Raw genomic sequence first — 16,117 nt, 5'->3', positions numbered from 1 at the left:
GTCTGGAGCGGCTGCCGATGAACCTGTCCGGCCCCTTCATCCGCCGCCCTGTAGCAACCATGCTCCTGAGCTTCGCCATCATGCTGCTCGGCGGTGTGTGCTTTGGCCTGTTGCCGGTTGCACCGCTACCGCAGATGGATTTTCCGGTGATCGTGGTCCAGGCCAACTTGCCCGGGGCCAGCCCCGAGGTGATGGCTTCCACCGTAGCGACCCCGCTGGAACGCTCCTTCGGCGCCATCGCCGGCGTCAACACCATGAGCAGCCGTTCCAGCCAGGGCTCGACCCGGGTGATCCTGCAATTCGACCTGGACCGCGACATCAACGGCGCGGCGCGGGAGGTACAAGCGGCAATCAACGCCTCGCGTAATTTGCTGCCCAGCGGCATGCGCAGTATGCCGACCTATAAGAAGGTCAACCCGTCCCAGGCGCCGATCATGGTGCTGTCGCTGACCTCGGATGTGTTGGAAAAGGGCCAGCTCTACGACCTGGCTTCGACCATCCTGTCCCAGAGCCTGTCCCAGGTCTCGGGCGTCGGCGAGGTGCAGATTGGCGGCAGCTCCTTGCCGGCGGTACGTATCGAACTGGAACCGCAGTTGCTCAATCAGTACGGCGTGGCCCTGGATGATGTGCGCACCGCCATTGCCGACAGCAACGTACGCCGGCCCAAGGGTTCGGTGGAGGATGACCGACGCATGTGGCAGGTCCAGGCCAATGACCAGTTGGAGAAGGCCAAGGACTACGAAACGCTGATCATCCGCTACCAGGACGGCTCGGTGCTGCGGCTCAAGGACGTGGCGAAAGTCACCGACAGTGTCGAGGATCGCTACAACAGTGGATTCTTCAATAACGATGCCGCCGTGCTGCTGGTGATCAACCGCCAGGCCGGCGCCAACATCATCGAGACGGTCAACGAGATCAAGGCCCAACTGCCGGCGTTGCAGGCCGTGCTGCCGGCCAGCGTCAAGTTGAACCTGGCCATGGACCGCTCGCCGGTAATCAAGGCCACGCTGCATGAAGCGGAAATGACCTTGCTGATCGCCGTCGCCCTGGTGGTGCTGGTGGTGTTCCTGTTTCTCGGTAATTTCCGCGCTTCACTGATCCCGACCCTGGCGGTGCCGGTGTCGCTGGTGGGCACATTCGCGGTGATGTACCTCTACGGCTTTTCCTTGAACAACCTGTCACTGATGGCGCTGATCCTGGCCACCGGATTGGTGGTGGACGATGCCATCGTGGTGCTGGAGAACATCTCCCGGCACATCGACGAAGGCGTGCCGCCGATGAAAGCCGCCTACCTGGGGGCCGAAGAAGTCGGCTTTACGTTGTTGTCGATGAACGTCTCGCTGGTGGCGGTGTTCCTGTCGATCCTGTTCATGGGCGGGATCATCGAGAGCCTGTTCCGTGAGTTTTCCATCACCCTGGCGGCGTCCATCGTGGTCTCGCTGGTGGTGTCGCTGACCCTCACGCCCATGCTCTGTGCGCGTTGGCTCAAGCCGCACGTGCCTGGTCAGGAGAACCGCTTGCAGCGCTGGAGCCAGCGGCTCAACGAGCGGATGGTCCGTGGTTACGCCACCAGCCTCGACTGGGTCCTGCGCCATCGGCGCCTGACCTTGCTGAGCCTGTTGCTGACCATTGGCGTGAACATCGCGTTGTACGTGGTAGTGCCAAAGACCTTCATGCCGCAGCAGGACACCGGCCAGTTGATAGGTTTCGTGCGTGGCGATGACGGACTGTCGTTCAACGTAATGCAGCCGAAGATGGAAATCTTTCGCCGCGCCGTGCTCAAGGACGAGGCGGTGCAGAGCGTCGCCGGTTTCATCGGCGGCAACAACGGCACCAACAATGCCTTCATGCTGGTGCGCCTCAAGCCGATCAAGGAGCGCGGGATTTCCGCGCAGAAAGTCATCGAGCGCCTGCGCAAGGAAATGCCCAAGGTTCCCGGCGGCCAATTGATGCTGATGGCCGACCAGGACCTGCAGTTTGGCGGCGGCCGCGAGCAGACCACTTCGCAGTTCTCCTACATCCTGCAAAGCGCAGACCTGGCCTCCCTGCGCACGTGGTACCCCAAGGTGGTGGCCGCCTTCCGTGCCTTGCCGGAACTGACCGCCATCGACGCCCGTGACGGCGGTGGTGCCCAGCAGGTGACGCTGGTGGTGGATCGCGACCAGGCCAAGCGCCTGGGCATCGATATGGACATGGTCACCGCCGTGCTGAACAACGCCTACAGCCAGCGGCAGATTTCCACCATCTACGACAGCCTCAACCAGTATCAGGTGGTAATGGAGGTCAATCCCAAGTACGCCCAGGACCCCAAGACCCTTGAACAGGTCCAGGTCATTACCGCTGACGGCGCGCGCGTGCCGCTGTCGGCCATTGCCCATTATGAAAACAGCCTGGAGGACGACCGGGTCAGCCATGAAGGCCAGTTCGCGTCCGAGGGCATCTCCTTCGACATGGCCGAAGGCGTGACGGTGGAGCAGGGCACCGCTGCCATTGAACGGGCCATCGCCAAGCTGGGCTTGCCCGAGGATGTCATCGCGAAAATGGCCGGCACCGCCGACGCCTTCGCCGCCACCCAGAAGAGCCAGCCGTTCATGATCCTGGGCGCGTTGCTGGCGGTGTACCTGGTGCTGGGCGTGCTGTACGAAAGCTACATCCATCCGTTGACCATTCTGTCCACCTTGCCATCGGCCGGGGTCGGCGCGTTGCTGTCGATCTACGCACTGGGCGGGGAGTTCAGCCTGATCTCCCTGTTGGGGTTGTTCCTGCTGATCGGTGTGGTGAAGAAAAACGCGATCCTGATGATTGACCTGGCGCTGCAGTTGGAACGCGCAGGCCAGGCGCCGCTGGAGTCGATCCGCAGTGCCTGCCTGTTGCGCTTGCGACCGATCCTGATGACCACGCTGGCGGCGATCCTCGGCGCCTTGCCGCTGCTACTCGGTGCCGCCGAAGGTTCGGAAATGCGCCAGCCGCTGGGCCTGACCATCATCGGTGGGCTGGTGTTCAGCCAGGTCCTGACCCTTTACACCACCCCGGTGGTTTACCTTTATCTCGATAAACTGCGCCATCGTTTCAATCGCTGGCGCGGCGTGCGCACTGATGCTGCCCTGGAAACTCCGCTATGACCGACCGTTCGCTTTTCAATCTTGCCGCACCGCTGGCGACTGCCCGTGGCTCGCGGGTGCTGAGCCTGGCCCTGTGCGTGGCGATGCTCAGCGCCTGCGCCATCGGCCCGGATTACCAGCGCCCGCCGGCTGCCGCGCCGGTGCAGTACAAGGAGGCCCAGGGCTGGCGCCAGGCCAACCCCAGTGACGCGTTGGCCCGTGGCGCCTGGTGGGAGTTGTACGGTGACGCGCAGCTCAATGGTTTGGTGGAGAAACTCAACACCTCCAACCAGACCGTGGCCCAGGCCGAAGCCCAGTACCGGCAGGCCCGGGCGCTGGTGCGCAGTGCCCGTGGCGCATTTTTTCCGACCGTCGACCTGACCGTGGGCAAGACCCGCTCCAGCCAGGGCACCGGCAGCAGCAGTTCGAGCCTGAGCAGCTCCTCCAGCGGCATCCGCGACACCTACAATGCCCAGGCCGGAGTCAGTTGGGAGGCCGACGTCTGGGGCAAACTGCGTCGGACCCTGGAAGCCGACGAGGCCAGCGCGCAAGCCAGCTTCGCCGACCTGGCCGCGATGCGCCTGAGTCAGCAATCGGAGTTGGTGCAGAACTACCTGCAATTGCGGGTCATCGATGAACAGAAACGCCTGTTGCAGACCACCGTCGACAACTATCAGCGCTCGCTGAAGATGACCGAAAACCAGTACCGCGCCGGGGTGTCCGGCAAGGATGCGGTGGCCCAGGCGCAGAACCAGCTCAAGACCACCCAGGGCGACCTGATCGACCTGATCTGGCAGCGGGCCCAGTTCGAAAACGCCATCGCCGTGCTGATGGGCCTGCCGCCCGCCGAGTTCAACCTGGCCGAAACCCAGGACATCCCGGCGCTGCCGCAAATTCCGGTGGCGCTGCCGTCGCAACTGCTCGAACGCCGACCGGACATCGCCTCGGCAGAACGCTCGGTGATGGCCGCCAACGCCAACATTGGCGTGGCCAAGGCCGCCTATTACCCGGACCTGACCCTGAGCCTGAGCGGTGGCTACAGCAGCAGTACCTACGATAATTGGGTCAGCGTGCCGAACCGCTTCTGGTCGGTAGGGCCGCAATTGGCGATGACGCTGTTTGACGGCGGCCAGCGTTCGGCGGAAGTCGATCGCACGGTCGCGGCCTATGACCAGACCGTCGCCACCTACCGCCAGACCGTGCTCGACGGTTTTCGCGAGGTGGAAAACTACATGATCCAGCTCAAGGTGCTGGAAGACGAAGCTCGTGTGCGCCAGGAAGCCTTGGATGCCGCCCGTGAATCCCTGCGCCTGACCCAGAACCAGTACAAGGCCGGGCTGATTGCCTACCTTGACGTGGTGACGGTCCAGGCCACGGCCTTGAGCAATGAGCGCAATGTGTTGAGCCTTCAGCAGAGCCGGTTGATTGCCAGCGTGCAGTTGATCGCTGCGCTGGGTGGGGGGTGGGATGGGCAGATGCAGGTGAACGAATAATCGCGAGGAACCAGGGCGCTGCAAAAACCTGTGGGAGTGAGCTTGCTCGCGATAGCGTCAAGTCAGCCGACATCTGTATTGACTGGTTCACCGCTATCGCGAGCAAGGGCTCCTGTAATGCCTAGGCAGTCCCGCTTTTGGCCGATGCACTGTCTACGACCTGTCGCGTTGGCTTGTTATAGTTCAGGCCTCTTTTCAACCGGTAAAGGATCACTGCCATGTCGCAATACCAAGCGTTCAACGTCGAACTTGCAGACAACATCGCCCATGTGCAGATCAATCGCCCGGAAAAGATCAACTCGATGAATGCCGCGTTCTGGAGCGAGATCATCGAAATTTTCCAATGGATCGATGACACCGACGAAGCACGGGTGGTGGTGCTCAGCGGTGCTGGCAAACACTTTTCCTCAGGGATAGACCTGATGATGCTGGCCGGTGTGGCCAACGAACTGGGCAAGGATGTGGGGCGTAATGCGCGCCTGTTACGGCGCAAGATCCTGCAACTGCAAGCCTCGTTCAACGCCGTGGACAACTGCCGCAAACCGGTGCTCGCAGCGATCCAGGGCTACTGCCTGGGCGGCGCCATTGATCTGATTGCCGCCTGCGACATGCGTTACGCCGCCGAGGACGCCCAGTTCTCCATCAAGGAAATCGACATTGGCATGGCCGCCGACGTTGGCACCTTGCAACGCTTGCCGCGGATCATCGGGGACGGCATGCTGCGTGAACTCGCTTATACGGGGCGCACCTTCGGTGCCGAAGAAGCGCGCAGCATCGGCCTGGTCAATCGTGTCTACAGCGATGCCGCCAGCCTGCTCGACGGGGTGATGGGCATTGCCCGGGAAATCGCCGCCAAGTCGCCGATTGCCGTGACCGGTACCAAGGAAATGATCAGCTACATGCGCGATCACCGCATCGACGACGGCCTGGAATACGTCGCCACGTGGAACGCCGCCATGCTGCAATCGACCGACCTGCGTGTGGCCATGGCCGCCCATATGAGCAAACAGAAGCCCGAATTTCTGGATTGAATGATCATGATTTCACGCTGGACCACCGCAGTACTCGATACCGACCTTCCTGGCGGCTGGGCCGTGGCCCGTAGCCCGGAAGGCTTTCTGTTCGATGACAACGGCGCGCTGTTTCCCCGCGACTGGCTCAAGCGCCAGGACCTGTCGATTCTTGCCGAGCACGGTATCGGCCACCTGGATGGTGAGCCGGTCTACCTGCTGGAATTGCACAGCTCGCTGGACGTTCCCGGCTGTAACTGGAAAGGCCTGCGGGCCTTCATGCTCGAAGATGACCACACGCTGTACAAAGTGCTGGGCTACGCGGCGCAGATCGGTACCTGGGCCCGGGAACACCGTTTCTGCGGCAGTTGCGGTAAGCGCATGAGTCAGATCCGGCTGGAGCGGGCGATGTATTGCGATGTCTGTGATCTGCGGCATTACCCGCGGATCTCACCGAGCATGATCGTGTTGATTACCCGCGGCGATGAAGTCCTGCTGGCCCGTTCGCCGCGTTTCGTCACCGGCGTCTACAGCACCCTGGCCGGGTTTGCCGAACCGGGCGAGTCGGCTGAGGATTGCCTGATTCGCGAGGTGCGCGAGGAGGTCAGCATCGAGGTGAAGAACATCCAGTACATGGGCAGCCAGTGCTGGCCGTTCCCCCATTCGATGATGCTGGGCTTTCACGCCGAATACGCCAGTGGCGACATCGTGCCCCAGGAGGATGAAATCGAGGACGCCCAGTGGTTCAACGTCCACGACCTGCCGCCGTTGCCGGCCTCGCGTTCCATCGCCCGTTACCTGATCGATCTCTACGTGGCGCGGCGTTTAGGCCACGCTGAACCAGTGCTGCCAGGCTAGGCGCACGGTCAAGCCCAGTACCACGGTGATGAACACCGGTCGAATGAACTTCGCGCCACCGCTGATGGCGGTGCGAGCGCCGAAGAACGCGCCGACCATCACCGACAGGCCCATGCTCAGGCCGATGATCCAATCCACCTGACCCGAGAAGATGAACACCGACAGCGCCGCGATGTTGCTGACGAAGTTCATGCTGCGGGCCACGCCGCTGGCCTTGACCAGGTCGATGGGGTAGAGCAGCAGGCTGCTGACGGTCCAGAACGCACCCGTGCCTGGGCCGGCCACGCCGTCATAGAAACCCAGGCTGAAGCCCTGGGGTGATTGCCACGTTTTCTTGATCGGTGCGTCGCTGTCCAGCGGCGCTTTGGGCGTGCCGCCGAACAGCAGGTACAGGCCGCAAGCGAAGACGATCACCGGCAGCATCTTGTTCAGCCATTCGGCAGGCAGGTAATGGGCGACGATGGCGCCGGTCAAGGCACCCACCAGCGTGCCGACGAGGGCGTGGGTCCATTGCCGGGGGTGGAACAGCTTGCGCTTGTAGAAGGTGAAGCTGGCCGTGGCCGAGCCGAAGGTCGAGCTGAGCTTGTTGGTGCCCAGCACCAGGTGCGGTGGCAGGCCGGCGGTCAACAGCGCAGGCGTGGTCAACAGGCCACCGCCGCCGGCTATGGCATCGATGAAACCGGCAATGAAGGCGACAACGGCAAGGATAGCGAGGGTAGTGAGGTCAACACTGAGTTCGAAAGGCATGGAATGGACTTATTCGGCAGATCGCAGAAGGGCTGCGGGGAAGGCCGGTATGTTACCCATAATGGTGCAGGGCTGCGACAGCCGGTGGGTGCGCAGTCCCGTAAGCCCCCACAGAGTTCGGTCACAGCCCTCAAACCACATCATCGACAATGATATGCCGCTCACCCCGTGAACACCGCTCGATCCGCGCCTGGACCCGGTACACCGTGCGCAGCATCTGCTCGGTGATGACGTCCTCACTCGGACCGCTGCCTTGCAGGGTGCCTTGGGCGATGACCAACACCTGGTCAGCGAAGCGCAACGCCTGGTTCAGGTCATGGATGGCGATGAACAGGATGATTCCATGTTGGCGGGCGAGGGTGCGCATGAAGGTCAGGACCTGGACCTGACGGTGCATGTCCAGGGCACTGGTGGGCTCATCCATCAGCAAGACCTCGGGTTCGCGCACCAGTGTCTGGGCGATGGACACCAGTTGCTGCTGCCCGCCGCTCAATTCACCGAGGTTGCGAAACGACAGCTCGCTGATGCCCAGGGATGCAAGGATGCGGTCCACCACCGCCAGTTCATCGGCTTGTACGGCCCAGCCCGGAGCCTGTTGCTTGCGGGCCAGCAGCACCGATTCGTAGACCGTCAGCCGGGCACTGGTGTTGAGGTTCTGCGGCATGTAGCAGATGCCCTCCGGGCCTTTGCGCGAACCTTCCAACCGCACCTGGCCGGGGCCGTCGATCAGGCCGGCGATGCGTTTGAACAGCGTGGATTTACCGGCCGCGTTGGGGCCAACCACCGCAACCACTTCACCACCGCAGAAAACCGGGGTATTGATTGCCTCGAGGATCGGTCGACTACCATAACGGGCGCCGAGGCCTGTCAGTTCAATCGTCACCATGACTGCTTCTTCCCGCCAAGAATGAGAGAGATGAAAAAAGGCACGCCGATCAGTGACGTGACCACGCCGATGGGGAAGATCGCGCCTGGTATCAGGGTTTTGCTCACCACCGAGCTGGCCGACAGGATCAACGCGCCAGTCAGCAACGAGGCCGGCAGGAAGAAGCGCTGGTCCTCTCCGATCAGCATCCGCGCAATGTGCGGGCCCACCAGGCCGATGAAGCCGATGGTGCCGACAAACGCCACGGGAAATGAGGCCAGCAGGCTGACCATGATCAGGGTCTGCAAACGTAACTTGCGCACATTGATGCCGAAGCTTGCGGCCTTCTCATCCCCCAGGCGCAGCGCGGTCATGGCCCAGGCGCGGCGGGCAAAAATCGGCAAGGTGACAAGGATCACCAGGCAAATCACCCCAAGCTTCGGCCAGGTGGCCTTGGTCAGGCTGCCCATGGTCCAGAACACCACTGCCGCAACGGCTTGCTCGGTGGCGAAGAACTGCACCAGCGCCAGCAGGGCATTGAAGGTGAACACCAGGGCGATACCCAGCAGCACGATGGTTTCGCTGGTCATGCCGCGGCGCAGGCTCAACACATGAATCAGCAACGCCGAGAGCATCGCCATGACAAAGGCGTTGAGTGGCACCATGTATTGAGCGATCACCGGCACCAGCGCCACGCCGAACGCCAGCCCCAGGGCGGCGCCAAAACTGGCCGCCGCCGAGATGCCCAGGGTGAACGGGCTGGCCAATGGGTTGTTGAGGATGGTCTGCATCTGCGCGCCGGCCAAGGACAGCGCGGCGCCCACTGCCACCGCCATCAGTGCCACCGGCAGGCGAATGTCCCACATCACCACCCGTACCTGGGGGGCGGCGGACTCGGGCGCAAACAGCGCGCCCAGCACCTCGGCCAGGCCATAGCTGGCCGGGCCGAGGGCCAGGTCCAGCAGCACGCTGAACAGCAACAGCGCTCCCAGGCCAACTAGAATCAGTCGTTTACGCCAGACCTGCGCGCGATAGATCGTGCCGAGGGCGAGTTGATCGATACCGCCGTTCATGGTTGGGCCTGCGCGGGCTTGAGGCTGACGAAATAGCCTGGTTCATAGGGCACCGGCAGGAATCGGTCGTGGAACTCACGAAACGTGGCATCGGGGTCCAGGTCGGCGAACAGATCCGGGTGGAACCACTTGGCCAGTTGCTGGATGGCGATGAACTGGTAAGGACTGTTGTAGAACTGATGCCAGATGGCGTGAAACGCCCGGGTTTGCTGGGCCTTGATTCCGGCGTAGGCGGGGCGCTGGGTGAACCACTGCAGTTTGCGCCGTGCCTCGACCAGATCGGCACCGGGCCCGACACCAACCCAATGTCCGCCAGGGGCGAAGGCTTGCCAGTTTGCGCTGGTGACCACCACCTGATCCGGGTCGGCGACGATCACCTGTTCGGGGTTCAACTGGCCGAAGGTGTTGGGGATGATGGCGCGGGCGATGTTGTGACCGCCGGCCAGTTCGACGAAACGGCCGAAGTTTTCATTGCCGAAACTCAAGCAGCAGTCGTCGGTGTAGCCGCCGATGCGTTCGATGAAGACCTTGGGCCTGGGCGGTTGGCGGGCCTCGATCACATCGGTGACACGCCGGATCTGTTGCTGGCTAAAGGCAATGAACGCCTCGGCGCGGGCTTCTTCGCCGAACAACTGGCCGAACAGGCGCATGGTCGGTTCGGTGTTCTGCATCGGGTTGTTGCGAAAATCCACGTACACCACCGGGATGCCAAGGGCGTCGAGCTTTTCGATGTAGCGGGCGTCCTCGGTGGCATGCTGGGCTTCGATGTTGAGGATAATGACGTCCGGCTGTTGGCTGATCGCTTGCTCGATGTCGAAGGTGCCGTCTTCGAAACCGCCGAACGTCGGGACTTTGGCAAGGTCCGGATAACGCCGCAGGTAGGCGCCGTAGGTGTCCGGGTCGGACTGGATCAGATCCTTGCGCCAGCCAACGATGCGCCGGATCGGGTTGGCGGTGTCGAGGGCTGCCACCAGATACAGCTGACGACCTTCACCCAGGATCACCCGGCGTACGGGAATGCGCACTTGGACCTGGCGGCCCAGTAAATCGGTGACAGTGGTTCTTGGCGTGCTGTCTGGTGCCGTGTCTGAACAGGCGAACCCGCTCAGCAGCAGGGTCATGGCGCCCAGCAGCACAGCGATGAGCGACGCAAGCTTTCGAGGTCTGGATAACATCGTTTAAACCTTGATGACGGCCCCGGCCGACAGCGATGCACGCGCTGCCGGGCCGGGGGAAACTCAGAAGTCGACCGTGGCCGAGAGCAGCAGGGTGCGCGGTGCCCCTTGGGAGAACGCACCATAGGAGGCCACGCCGGACCAGTACTCGCGGTCGAAGACGTTCTGCACCGTGGCGCGGAACGTAGTCGGCCGGCCATCGAGCACGGTGCTATAACGAGCACCCGCGTCGAAGCGCGTCCAAGGATCGAGTTCGCGGGTGTTGGCCTGGTCGACGTACTGGCTGCCGGTGTAGATCGCGCCGCCGGTGAGGGTCACGCCCTGGACCCATGGCGTGTCCCATTCGGCCCAGAGGTTGGCCTGCACTTCGGGTACGCCGACCGGCTTGTTGCCGCGATTGGCGGCGGTGCCGCTTTTGGTCAGTTCGCCGTCCAGCAACGTGACACCACCCAACAGGCGAGTGCCTTCGCGCAGTTCACCGAACATGTTCAGCTCGATGCCACGGTTGCGTTGTTCGCCTTGGACCGAATACACACTGTTTGCCGTGTTGTTAGTCAATTCGCCGGCGGGTTTCTTGACCTGGAACAGCGCCAGGGTCGAGGTGAAGGTGCCGTAATCGACCTTGACCCCAACTTCCTGCTGGCGGGAGATGTAGGGCTTGAATATTTCACCGGAGTTGCTCGCATTCGCAGGCGCGGTATCGCCCTTGCTCAGGCCTTCGATGTAGTTGTAGTAGAACGATACATGTTCCCAAGGCTTGATCACCGCACCGAACAGCGGTGTGGTTTCGCTTTCGTCATACGCAGTGGTGACCGCTCCAGCAGCGTTATAGTTGTTCGATTCGATGCTTTGCTTGCGTAGGCCCAAGGTCACCTGAACACGTTCGTCGAGGATCGACAGGGTGTCGGCCAGGGCGACACCAGACAGTTCGGTGTCGGAAATCTTCAGCACGTCGGGGGAGGCAATGGAGGGTTTGCCGCGCTCCACCGGGTGGTAGATGTTCGATAATACGGGGGCGCCTGAATTGATCCCCCTGCGCAGTTCATCGCGGTAGCGACTGACCTGCAGCGTGGTGCTGTGACTGACCGGACCAGTCTCGAAACGGGCCCGGGCACCAGCGTCCACGGTGTAGCGCTCCACTTCGAACTTGTAATAGCCGGGCGTCGATCGGGTATCCCCGGCGCTATTGATAATTGTGGGTGTCTGGTCCGACAGCCTTGCTACATCGGACTTGCCGCCCCCAGCATGGCCAAATACCGTCAGGCTGTCGCTCAGGTCATATTCACCACTGAGCAACGCCGATTTATCGCGGGTCTTCGACCAGCCCCATTCCTGGGTCACGTTGCTGCGCCCGTTGGCGGCCGACGGTACCTCGACACCGTTCGCGATCTGAAACGGTCGGGACGGCGCGTCCCACTGTTCTTCCTGGCTGATCAGGTCCAGGCTGGTCCTGAATCGGTCGCCCTGGTAATCCAGGGAGATCGAGCCGATACCCACATCCCGCGACTGCTTGTCGATCGCCGTGTCGCCGCCCTGGAGACTGCCATTGACCCGCACGCCAAAGCGTCGTTCCTCGCCAAAGCGACGGCTGATATCGACGTGGCCACCCGCTTGCGAGTCCATGGCGTAATTGGCGGTCACACGGGTCAAGTCTTCGTCCAGCGAGCGCTTGGGTACGATATTGATGACACCGCCCACGCCACTGTTGGGGGACATGCCGTAGAGCAGGGCGGCCGGGCCCTTGATCACTTCGATACGCTCAGCGTACTCGGTAAATACCCGATAGTTGGGGGCTACGCCGTACACGCCGTCGAACGCCAACTCCCCCAGGTTGCCTTCGCCCACGGGAAAGCCACGAATGAAGAACGAGTCAACGATGCCGCCGGTCTGGCCGGTTGAGCGCACCGAGGAGTCACGCTCCAGCACGTCGGCGGCGGTCACGGCTTGTTGGTCTTTCATCAGCGTCGAGGTGTAGTTGCTCACACTGAACGGTGTGTCCATCAGGTCCTTGTTGCCCAACAGGCCTACACGACCGCCACGGGCGACCTGACCGCCACTGTAGGCGGCCGGCAAATCACCAGGGCGAGCTTCGGTGGCGCTGACGGTGGTTGGCGCCAGGGTCAGTCCGCCGTCGGTGCTGCGTTTTTGCAAGGTATAGCTGCCATCGTCGCGAGCCACCAGGTCCAGGCTGCTGCCGGCCAGCAGCCGGGCAAACGCTTCGCGCGCGGTGAACTGACCGGACAGGCCTGGGCTGTCCAGGCCCTGGGTCAGGGACGGTTCGAACGACAGGGCGACGCCGGCCTGCACGGCGAACGTCGAGAGGGTCGGCCCCAGGGGACCGGGTTGAATGTTGTAGGATTGGCTGGCGATGCTGTCCAGCGGCGCGCCCGGTGCGGCCCAGCTGCCTGGGCTTAAGGTCGAAAGTGCAAGGCCGAGCATTGCACTGCGAATCGCCAGATTCAGCGTGCGATCCGAGCGCAGGGGGCGGGCAACGGGCATGGCTTGATGATCCTGTTCAGAGGGGTTTGTTCTCTAGCCAGCCAGGATCGAAAAAAGTATCACCCTCGCACGATTATTTTTTGGCTCACGCCGGTGCCAACATGATCCAGTAGTCGCCCAGGCGCGAAGTGACGCGGATTGGGTAGGTCCGGGCGAGCATGTTCAGGGTTCGTGGAGTGTCGCTGATGGGGAAGGCACCGGAAATCCGCAGGTCGGCGATGGCCGGGTCGTAACGCAGGACGCCGTTGCGATAGCGGGTCAGTTCACCGATGAAATCGGCCAGGCGCATGTTGTCGGCCATCAGCATGCCTTGGGTCCAGGCCAGCACCGATTTATCGACAGGTTTCAATCCGTCAATGGCGAACGCTGTGAAACCACTGCTCTGACCAGCCTCGACGACTTTCTCACCAATGCCTTTGAGCTGGATACTGACTGCGCCCTCGAGCACGGCGAGGCGGGTGTGCCCGCGCTCTTCGCGAACACTGAAACGCGTGCCGAGCGCTTGCATCCGGCCCTCGTGGGTTTCCACCCTGAATGGCCGGGCGACAGGCGACGGGTCCGGTGCGGTCTGGACCAATATTTCGCCGCGGCGCAACAGCAACAGGCGCTGGCGCTGATCGAAATACACATCAATGGCGGTGTCGGTGTTCAACGTCACGCGAGTACCGTCGGTCAATGTCAGGTCGCGACGCTCGCCCACGGGCGCGCGGTAGTCGGCGGTCCAGTTCTGCCAGTCGTTGAGCTTCCAACTGCCCCAGGCCAGTGGCGCCAGCGCGAGCAAGGTCGCCAGTTTGCCCATGGCGGCACGGCGCTCGGGGTTGCTGGGACGGTCCAGCGCCGGCATGGCCAACGCCGGTGGCAAGCCTTGCAGTTTGCTCAGCAGCAATTCGGCCCGTGCCCAGGCCTGGCGGTGCGCCGGGCTGCTGTTGCGCCAGCGTTCCCATTCCAGGCGCTCGCTGTCGTTGACACTGCCTTCGCTCAGGCGCATCAGCCAGTCGGCTGCTTCATTGAGGATGGCGGGATCGACGGCGTGACTATCGCGAGCAGGCATTCAGTCCACCAACATCAGGCAGTGCAGGAAGGCCTGCTTCATGTAGCGCTTGACCGTAATCAGCGAGACTCCCAACTGATGAGCGATGTCGTTGTATTTCAAGCCGCTGATTTGCGATAACAGAAACGCCCGTTTGACCGGCCCGGGGAGGGTGTCGAGCATAGCGTCGATTTCATGCAGGGTTTCCAGCACCAGCAGGCGGCGTTCCGGCGAGGGCGCTTCGGGTTCGGGCAGCAGCGCCAGTGCCTGCAGATAGGCACGCTCCAAGGCCTTGCGCTGGAACCAGTTGACCAGGATGCCACCGGCCACGCAGCTGAGGTACGCGCGTGGCTCTTCGATGACCGCGACCTTCGAGGCGAGGATACGGATGAAGGTGTCATGCGCCAGGTCTGCGGCATCCAGCGCATTGCCCAGTTTGCGGTAGAGTCGGGCGTACAACCAGCCATGGTGTCCGCTGTAGAGGTCTGCGACGGTGCGCAGATGACAATCGTTGGTCGCTGAACCGGGATCGCTCATGGCTGTTTATATTTTTGATAGTGAGAATTATTCCCAATAGTAGTGGAGGTGCTCGGCGGCACGCAAGATCATCCTGCGGCAATGAGCAATTGTGTTGGGGCAGGGGGGATGAGAACCGCTATTCGCTCGCCCGGTCCAGCACGCCGACCGACCTGTAGCGCAGTAGCACCAAGGGCAACAGCACCACGCCATAGGCAAGGCTGACGTAAAGGTAGGTGTATTGAAGGCCATAGACCTGGCTGAGCAAGGCACCCAGGGAAATGCCGATGATGGACGCCGTTTGCGAAACCCCTTGGGCGAGTCCCAGCACCTGGCCTTGGCGGCTGTTGTCGGTGCTTTTGGAGATGAGCGCGGTCAGTACCGGGGTGGTTGCGCCCAAGAGGACGCCCCAGGCGAAGTAGACAATGGCGAAGACCAACGGCTGACGCGTCAGGCCGGCCATGGCGGTCAGGGTTATGCAAGCGATCACGATGGCGGTGATGGCCTGCAGCGTCTGTGTCGGGTTGCGTTGCTCGAAGTAGCGTGACCAGGACGTTGCGCAAAGGATAAAGCCCAGGGCCAGCAGGCCATAGCAGAGCCCGACCAGGGCATTGCTGACGTCGAAGGTCGAGCTGACATACAGCGAAAACGAAGTCTGCGGGAGCATTCGCGCCAGCAGCAGAAGACCCATGATACCCAGGAGCGATAAAGTCAGCGGGTTATACAGCCCGGGGCGCGAGGGGGCGGAGGGAGCGCTGCTGGCGGTTGTCTTCGTGGCCGGCGCTACGTCGGGCAGCGTCAACGCCGCGATCACGGTACACAATGCGCACAAGCCTGAGGCCACGATGTTGATCCAGAAAAACGTGGCATGGTCCAGGATCAGCCCGCCCGCGACCGCGCCCAGCAGCGAGCCGACATTGGTGGAAATCTGCAGGATGGCAAACAGCCTGGCCCGCCGCGAGGGTGCCTCGATGCTCACGCCATAGGCCTGGGCGGGGGCGATATACCCGGCGAACGCACCCTGCAGGAAGCGCAGGACCAGGATCACCCAGATATCGTTGCATAGCGCCAGGCCAAGCTGAGTCAGGGACAACCCGGCCAGTGCCCGAATCATCATCAATTTATGCCCGTAGCGATCACCGATACGGCCCCAGAAAGCACTGGTCAGGATAATGCCGAGCATAGGGCCGACATACACCGCCGTGCTGGCGAAGCTGAACACCGCATCGTTGCTGGTCAGTTGTCGCAGGTGAACGGGCCAGAACGGCCCGCTCATCTCCATTGCGCCCATGGAAACCAGCTGGATCGCAAACAACAGATAGATCAGCAAGCGAACGCTCGAACCCTGGGGGATACCGGCACGGGGCATGGACAGACTCGCAGAGGCGGAAGGCTGAGTCTTATCCGACAGTTGTGTGGATCTGAGCAAGAAAAAAATGCAGCAGGCGCCTGCGGAAGCCGAACAATCGACGATTTTTTTTTGAAATCAAGGGGTTGTCAGCTTAGGCAAATGAGTCCATAATTGCGCCCATCGAACGCACTGGGACGTAAAAAATCTCAATGTTTTCAAGGAGATAGCGCTGCATAAGTGCTCTGTTTCCTGATCAGGTTTGTACGCGGTTGATGTGGCTGTATTGCATCAAGCGTTTTGAGGCCGAATAGCAAAATGGTTATGCAGTGGATTGCAAATCCACCTACGCCGGTTCGATTCCGACTTCGGCCTCCACTATTGAAAAACCCGTAGCTCAAT

12 protein-coding genes and 1 tRNA gene are annotated in these 16,117 nt (G+C 62.0%); 5 read left to right on the top strand and 8 right to left on the bottom strand.

What is annotated here, in order from left to right; genetic code table 11:
* Positions 1–17 precede the first annotated feature (17 nt).
* The 4 genes from EPZ47_RS15905 to nudC all read left to right on the top strand — a co-directional run bounded on the left by EPZ47_RS15905 (position 18) and on the right by nudC (position 6,462).
* Positions 18–3,122 carry an efflux RND transporter permease subunit gene (locus EPZ47_RS15905; RefSeq protein ID WP_135845659.1) on the top strand — a complete coding sequence of 1,035 codons (3,105 nt, stop codon included), beginning with the start codon at positions 18–20 and terminating at the stop codon, positions 3,120–3,122.
* On the top strand, positions 3,119–4,594 hold the full coding sequence (locus EPZ47_RS15900) for an efflux transporter outer membrane subunit (RefSeq protein WP_135845658.1): 1,476 nt from the start codon (positions 3,119–3,121) through the stop codon (positions 4,592–4,594). The genes EPZ47_RS15905 and EPZ47_RS15900 overlap by 4 nt, the downstream gene beginning before the upstream one ends.
* A 218-nt stretch (positions 4,595–4,812) precedes the next feature.
* Complete coding sequence (locus EPZ47_RS15895; protein ID WP_135845657.1) at positions 4,813–5,625, top strand: crotonase/enoyl-CoA hydratase family protein; 813 nt, start codon at positions 4,813–4,815, stop codon at positions 5,623–5,625.
* A 6-nt stretch (positions 5,626–5,631) separates the two neighbouring features.
* A complete protein-coding gene (gene nudC, locus EPZ47_RS15890) occupies positions 5,632–6,462 on the top strand; it encodes an NAD(+) diphosphatase (RefSeq protein ID WP_135845656.1) in 831 nt (276 codons plus the stop codon).
* Here the strand turns inward: nudC and EPZ47_RS15885 are convergent.
* The 8 genes from EPZ47_RS15885 to EPZ47_RS15850 all read right to left on the bottom strand — a co-directional run bounded on the left by EPZ47_RS15885 (position 6,430) and on the right by EPZ47_RS15850 (position 15,736).
* Positions 6,430–7,209 (bottom strand): TSUP family transporter, encoded by a 780-nt coding sequence (locus EPZ47_RS15885; RefSeq protein WP_135845655.1) that lies wholly within the window; start codon positions 7,207–7,209, stop codon positions 6,430–6,432. The genes nudC and EPZ47_RS15885 overlap by 33 nt on opposite strands.
* A gap of 130 nt (positions 7,210–7,339) precedes the next feature.
* Positions 7,340–8,095 carry an ABC transporter ATP-binding protein gene (locus tag EPZ47_RS15880; protein ID WP_135845654.1) on the bottom strand — a complete coding sequence of 252 codons (756 nt, stop codon included), beginning with the start codon at positions 8,093–8,095 and terminating at the stop codon, positions 7,340–7,342.
* Complete coding sequence (locus tag EPZ47_RS15875; protein ID WP_135845653.1) at positions 8,089–9,147, bottom strand: FecCD family ABC transporter permease; 1,059 nt, start codon at positions 9,145–9,147, stop codon at positions 8,089–8,091. The genes EPZ47_RS15880 and EPZ47_RS15875 overlap by 7 nt, the downstream gene beginning before the upstream one ends.
* The gene (locus tag EPZ47_RS15870) at positions 9,144–10,322 is read right to left on the bottom strand and encodes an ABC transporter substrate-binding protein (RefSeq protein WP_135845652.1); all 1,179 of its coding nucleotides are present in this window, start codon (positions 10,320–10,322) and stop codon (positions 9,144–9,146) included. Before EPZ47_RS15870 ends, EPZ47_RS15875 begins: the two co-directional genes overlap by 4 nt.
* A gap of 63 nt (positions 10,323–10,385) precedes the next feature.
* Complete coding sequence (locus tag EPZ47_RS15865; protein ID WP_135845651.1) at positions 10,386–12,821, bottom strand: TonB-dependent receptor; 2,436 nt, start codon at positions 12,819–12,821, stop codon at positions 10,386–10,388.
* A gap of 85 nt (positions 12,822–12,906) precedes the next feature.
* The gene (locus EPZ47_RS15860) at positions 12,907–13,872 is read right to left on the bottom strand and encodes a FecR domain-containing protein (protein ID WP_135845650.1); all 966 of its coding nucleotides are present in this window, start codon (positions 13,870–13,872) and stop codon (positions 12,907–12,909) included.
* Entirely contained in the window at positions 13,873–14,388 is a 516-nt protein-coding gene (locus tag EPZ47_RS15855; RefSeq protein ID WP_135845649.1) for a sigma-70 family RNA polymerase sigma factor, read from the bottom strand. It lies immediately after the preceding gene.
* 118 nt (positions 14,389–14,506) lie between these two features.
* Positions 14,507–15,736, bottom strand: a complete 1,230-nt coding sequence (locus EPZ47_RS15850) for an MFS transporter (RefSeq protein ID WP_135845648.1) — start codon at positions 15,734–15,736, stop codon at positions 14,507–14,509.
* A 283-nt stretch (positions 15,737–16,019) separates the two neighbouring features.
* On the opposite strand from EPZ47_RS15850, the gene EPZ47_RS15845 reads away from it, so the two are divergent.
* Positions 16,020–16,093: transfer RNA gene (locus tag EPZ47_RS15845), tRNA-Cys, on the top strand.
* The last annotated feature ends 24 nt before the right edge of the window (positions 16,094–16,117 follow it).

The organism is Pseudomonas viciae (genome assembly GCF_004786035.1).
Classification (GTDB): Bacteria; Pseudomonadota; Gammaproteobacteria; order Pseudomonadales; family Pseudomonadaceae; genus Aquipseudomonas; species Aquipseudomonas viciae.
The sequence above is the reverse complement of the archived record's forward strand: the minus strand, read 5'-3'. Positions and strand labels throughout refer to the sequence as shown.

Coding starts and splice junctions, on each gene's coding strand:
- EPZ47_RS15905 (WP_135845659.1), top strand. CDS start 18: ATGAACCTGTCCGGCCCCTTCATCCGCCGCCCTGTAGCAACCATGCTC.
- EPZ47_RS15900 (WP_135845658.1), top strand. CDS start 3,119: ATGACCGACCGTTCGCTTTTCAATCTTGCCGCACCGCTGGCGACTGCC.
- EPZ47_RS15895 (WP_135845657.1), top strand. CDS start 4,813: ATGTCGCAATACCAAGCGTTCAACGTCGAACTTGCAGACAACATCGCC.
- nudC (WP_135845656.1), top strand. CDS start 5,632: ATGATTTCACGCTGGACCACCGCAGTACTCGATACCGACCTTCCTGGC.
- EPZ47_RS15885 (WP_135845655.1), bottom strand. CDS start 7,209: ATGCCTTTCGAACTCAGTGTTGACCTCACTACCCTCGCTATCCTTGCC.
- EPZ47_RS15880 (WP_135845654.1), bottom strand. CDS start 8,095: ATGGTGACGATTGAACTGACAGGCCTCGGCGCCCGTTATGGTAGTCGA.
- EPZ47_RS15875 (WP_135845653.1), bottom strand. CDS start 9,147: ATGAACGGCGGTATCGATCAACTCGCCCTCGGCACGATCTATCGCGCG.
- EPZ47_RS15870 (WP_135845652.1), bottom strand. CDS start 10,322: ATGTTATCCAGACCTCGAAAGCTTGCGTCGCTCATCGCTGTGCTGCTG.
- EPZ47_RS15865 (WP_135845651.1), bottom strand. CDS start 12,821: ATGCCCGTTGCCCGCCCCCTGCGCTCGGATCGCACGCTGAATCTGGCG.
- EPZ47_RS15860 (WP_135845650.1), bottom strand. CDS start 13,872: ATGCCTGCTCGCGATAGTCACGCCGTCGATCCCGCCATCCTCAATGAA.
- EPZ47_RS15855 (WP_135845649.1), bottom strand. CDS start 14,388: ATGAGCGATCCCGGTTCAGCGACCAACGATTGTCATCTGCGCACCGTC.
- EPZ47_RS15850 (WP_135845648.1), bottom strand. CDS start 15,736: ATGCCCCGTGCCGGTATCCCCCAGGGTTCGAGCGTTCGCTTGCTGATC.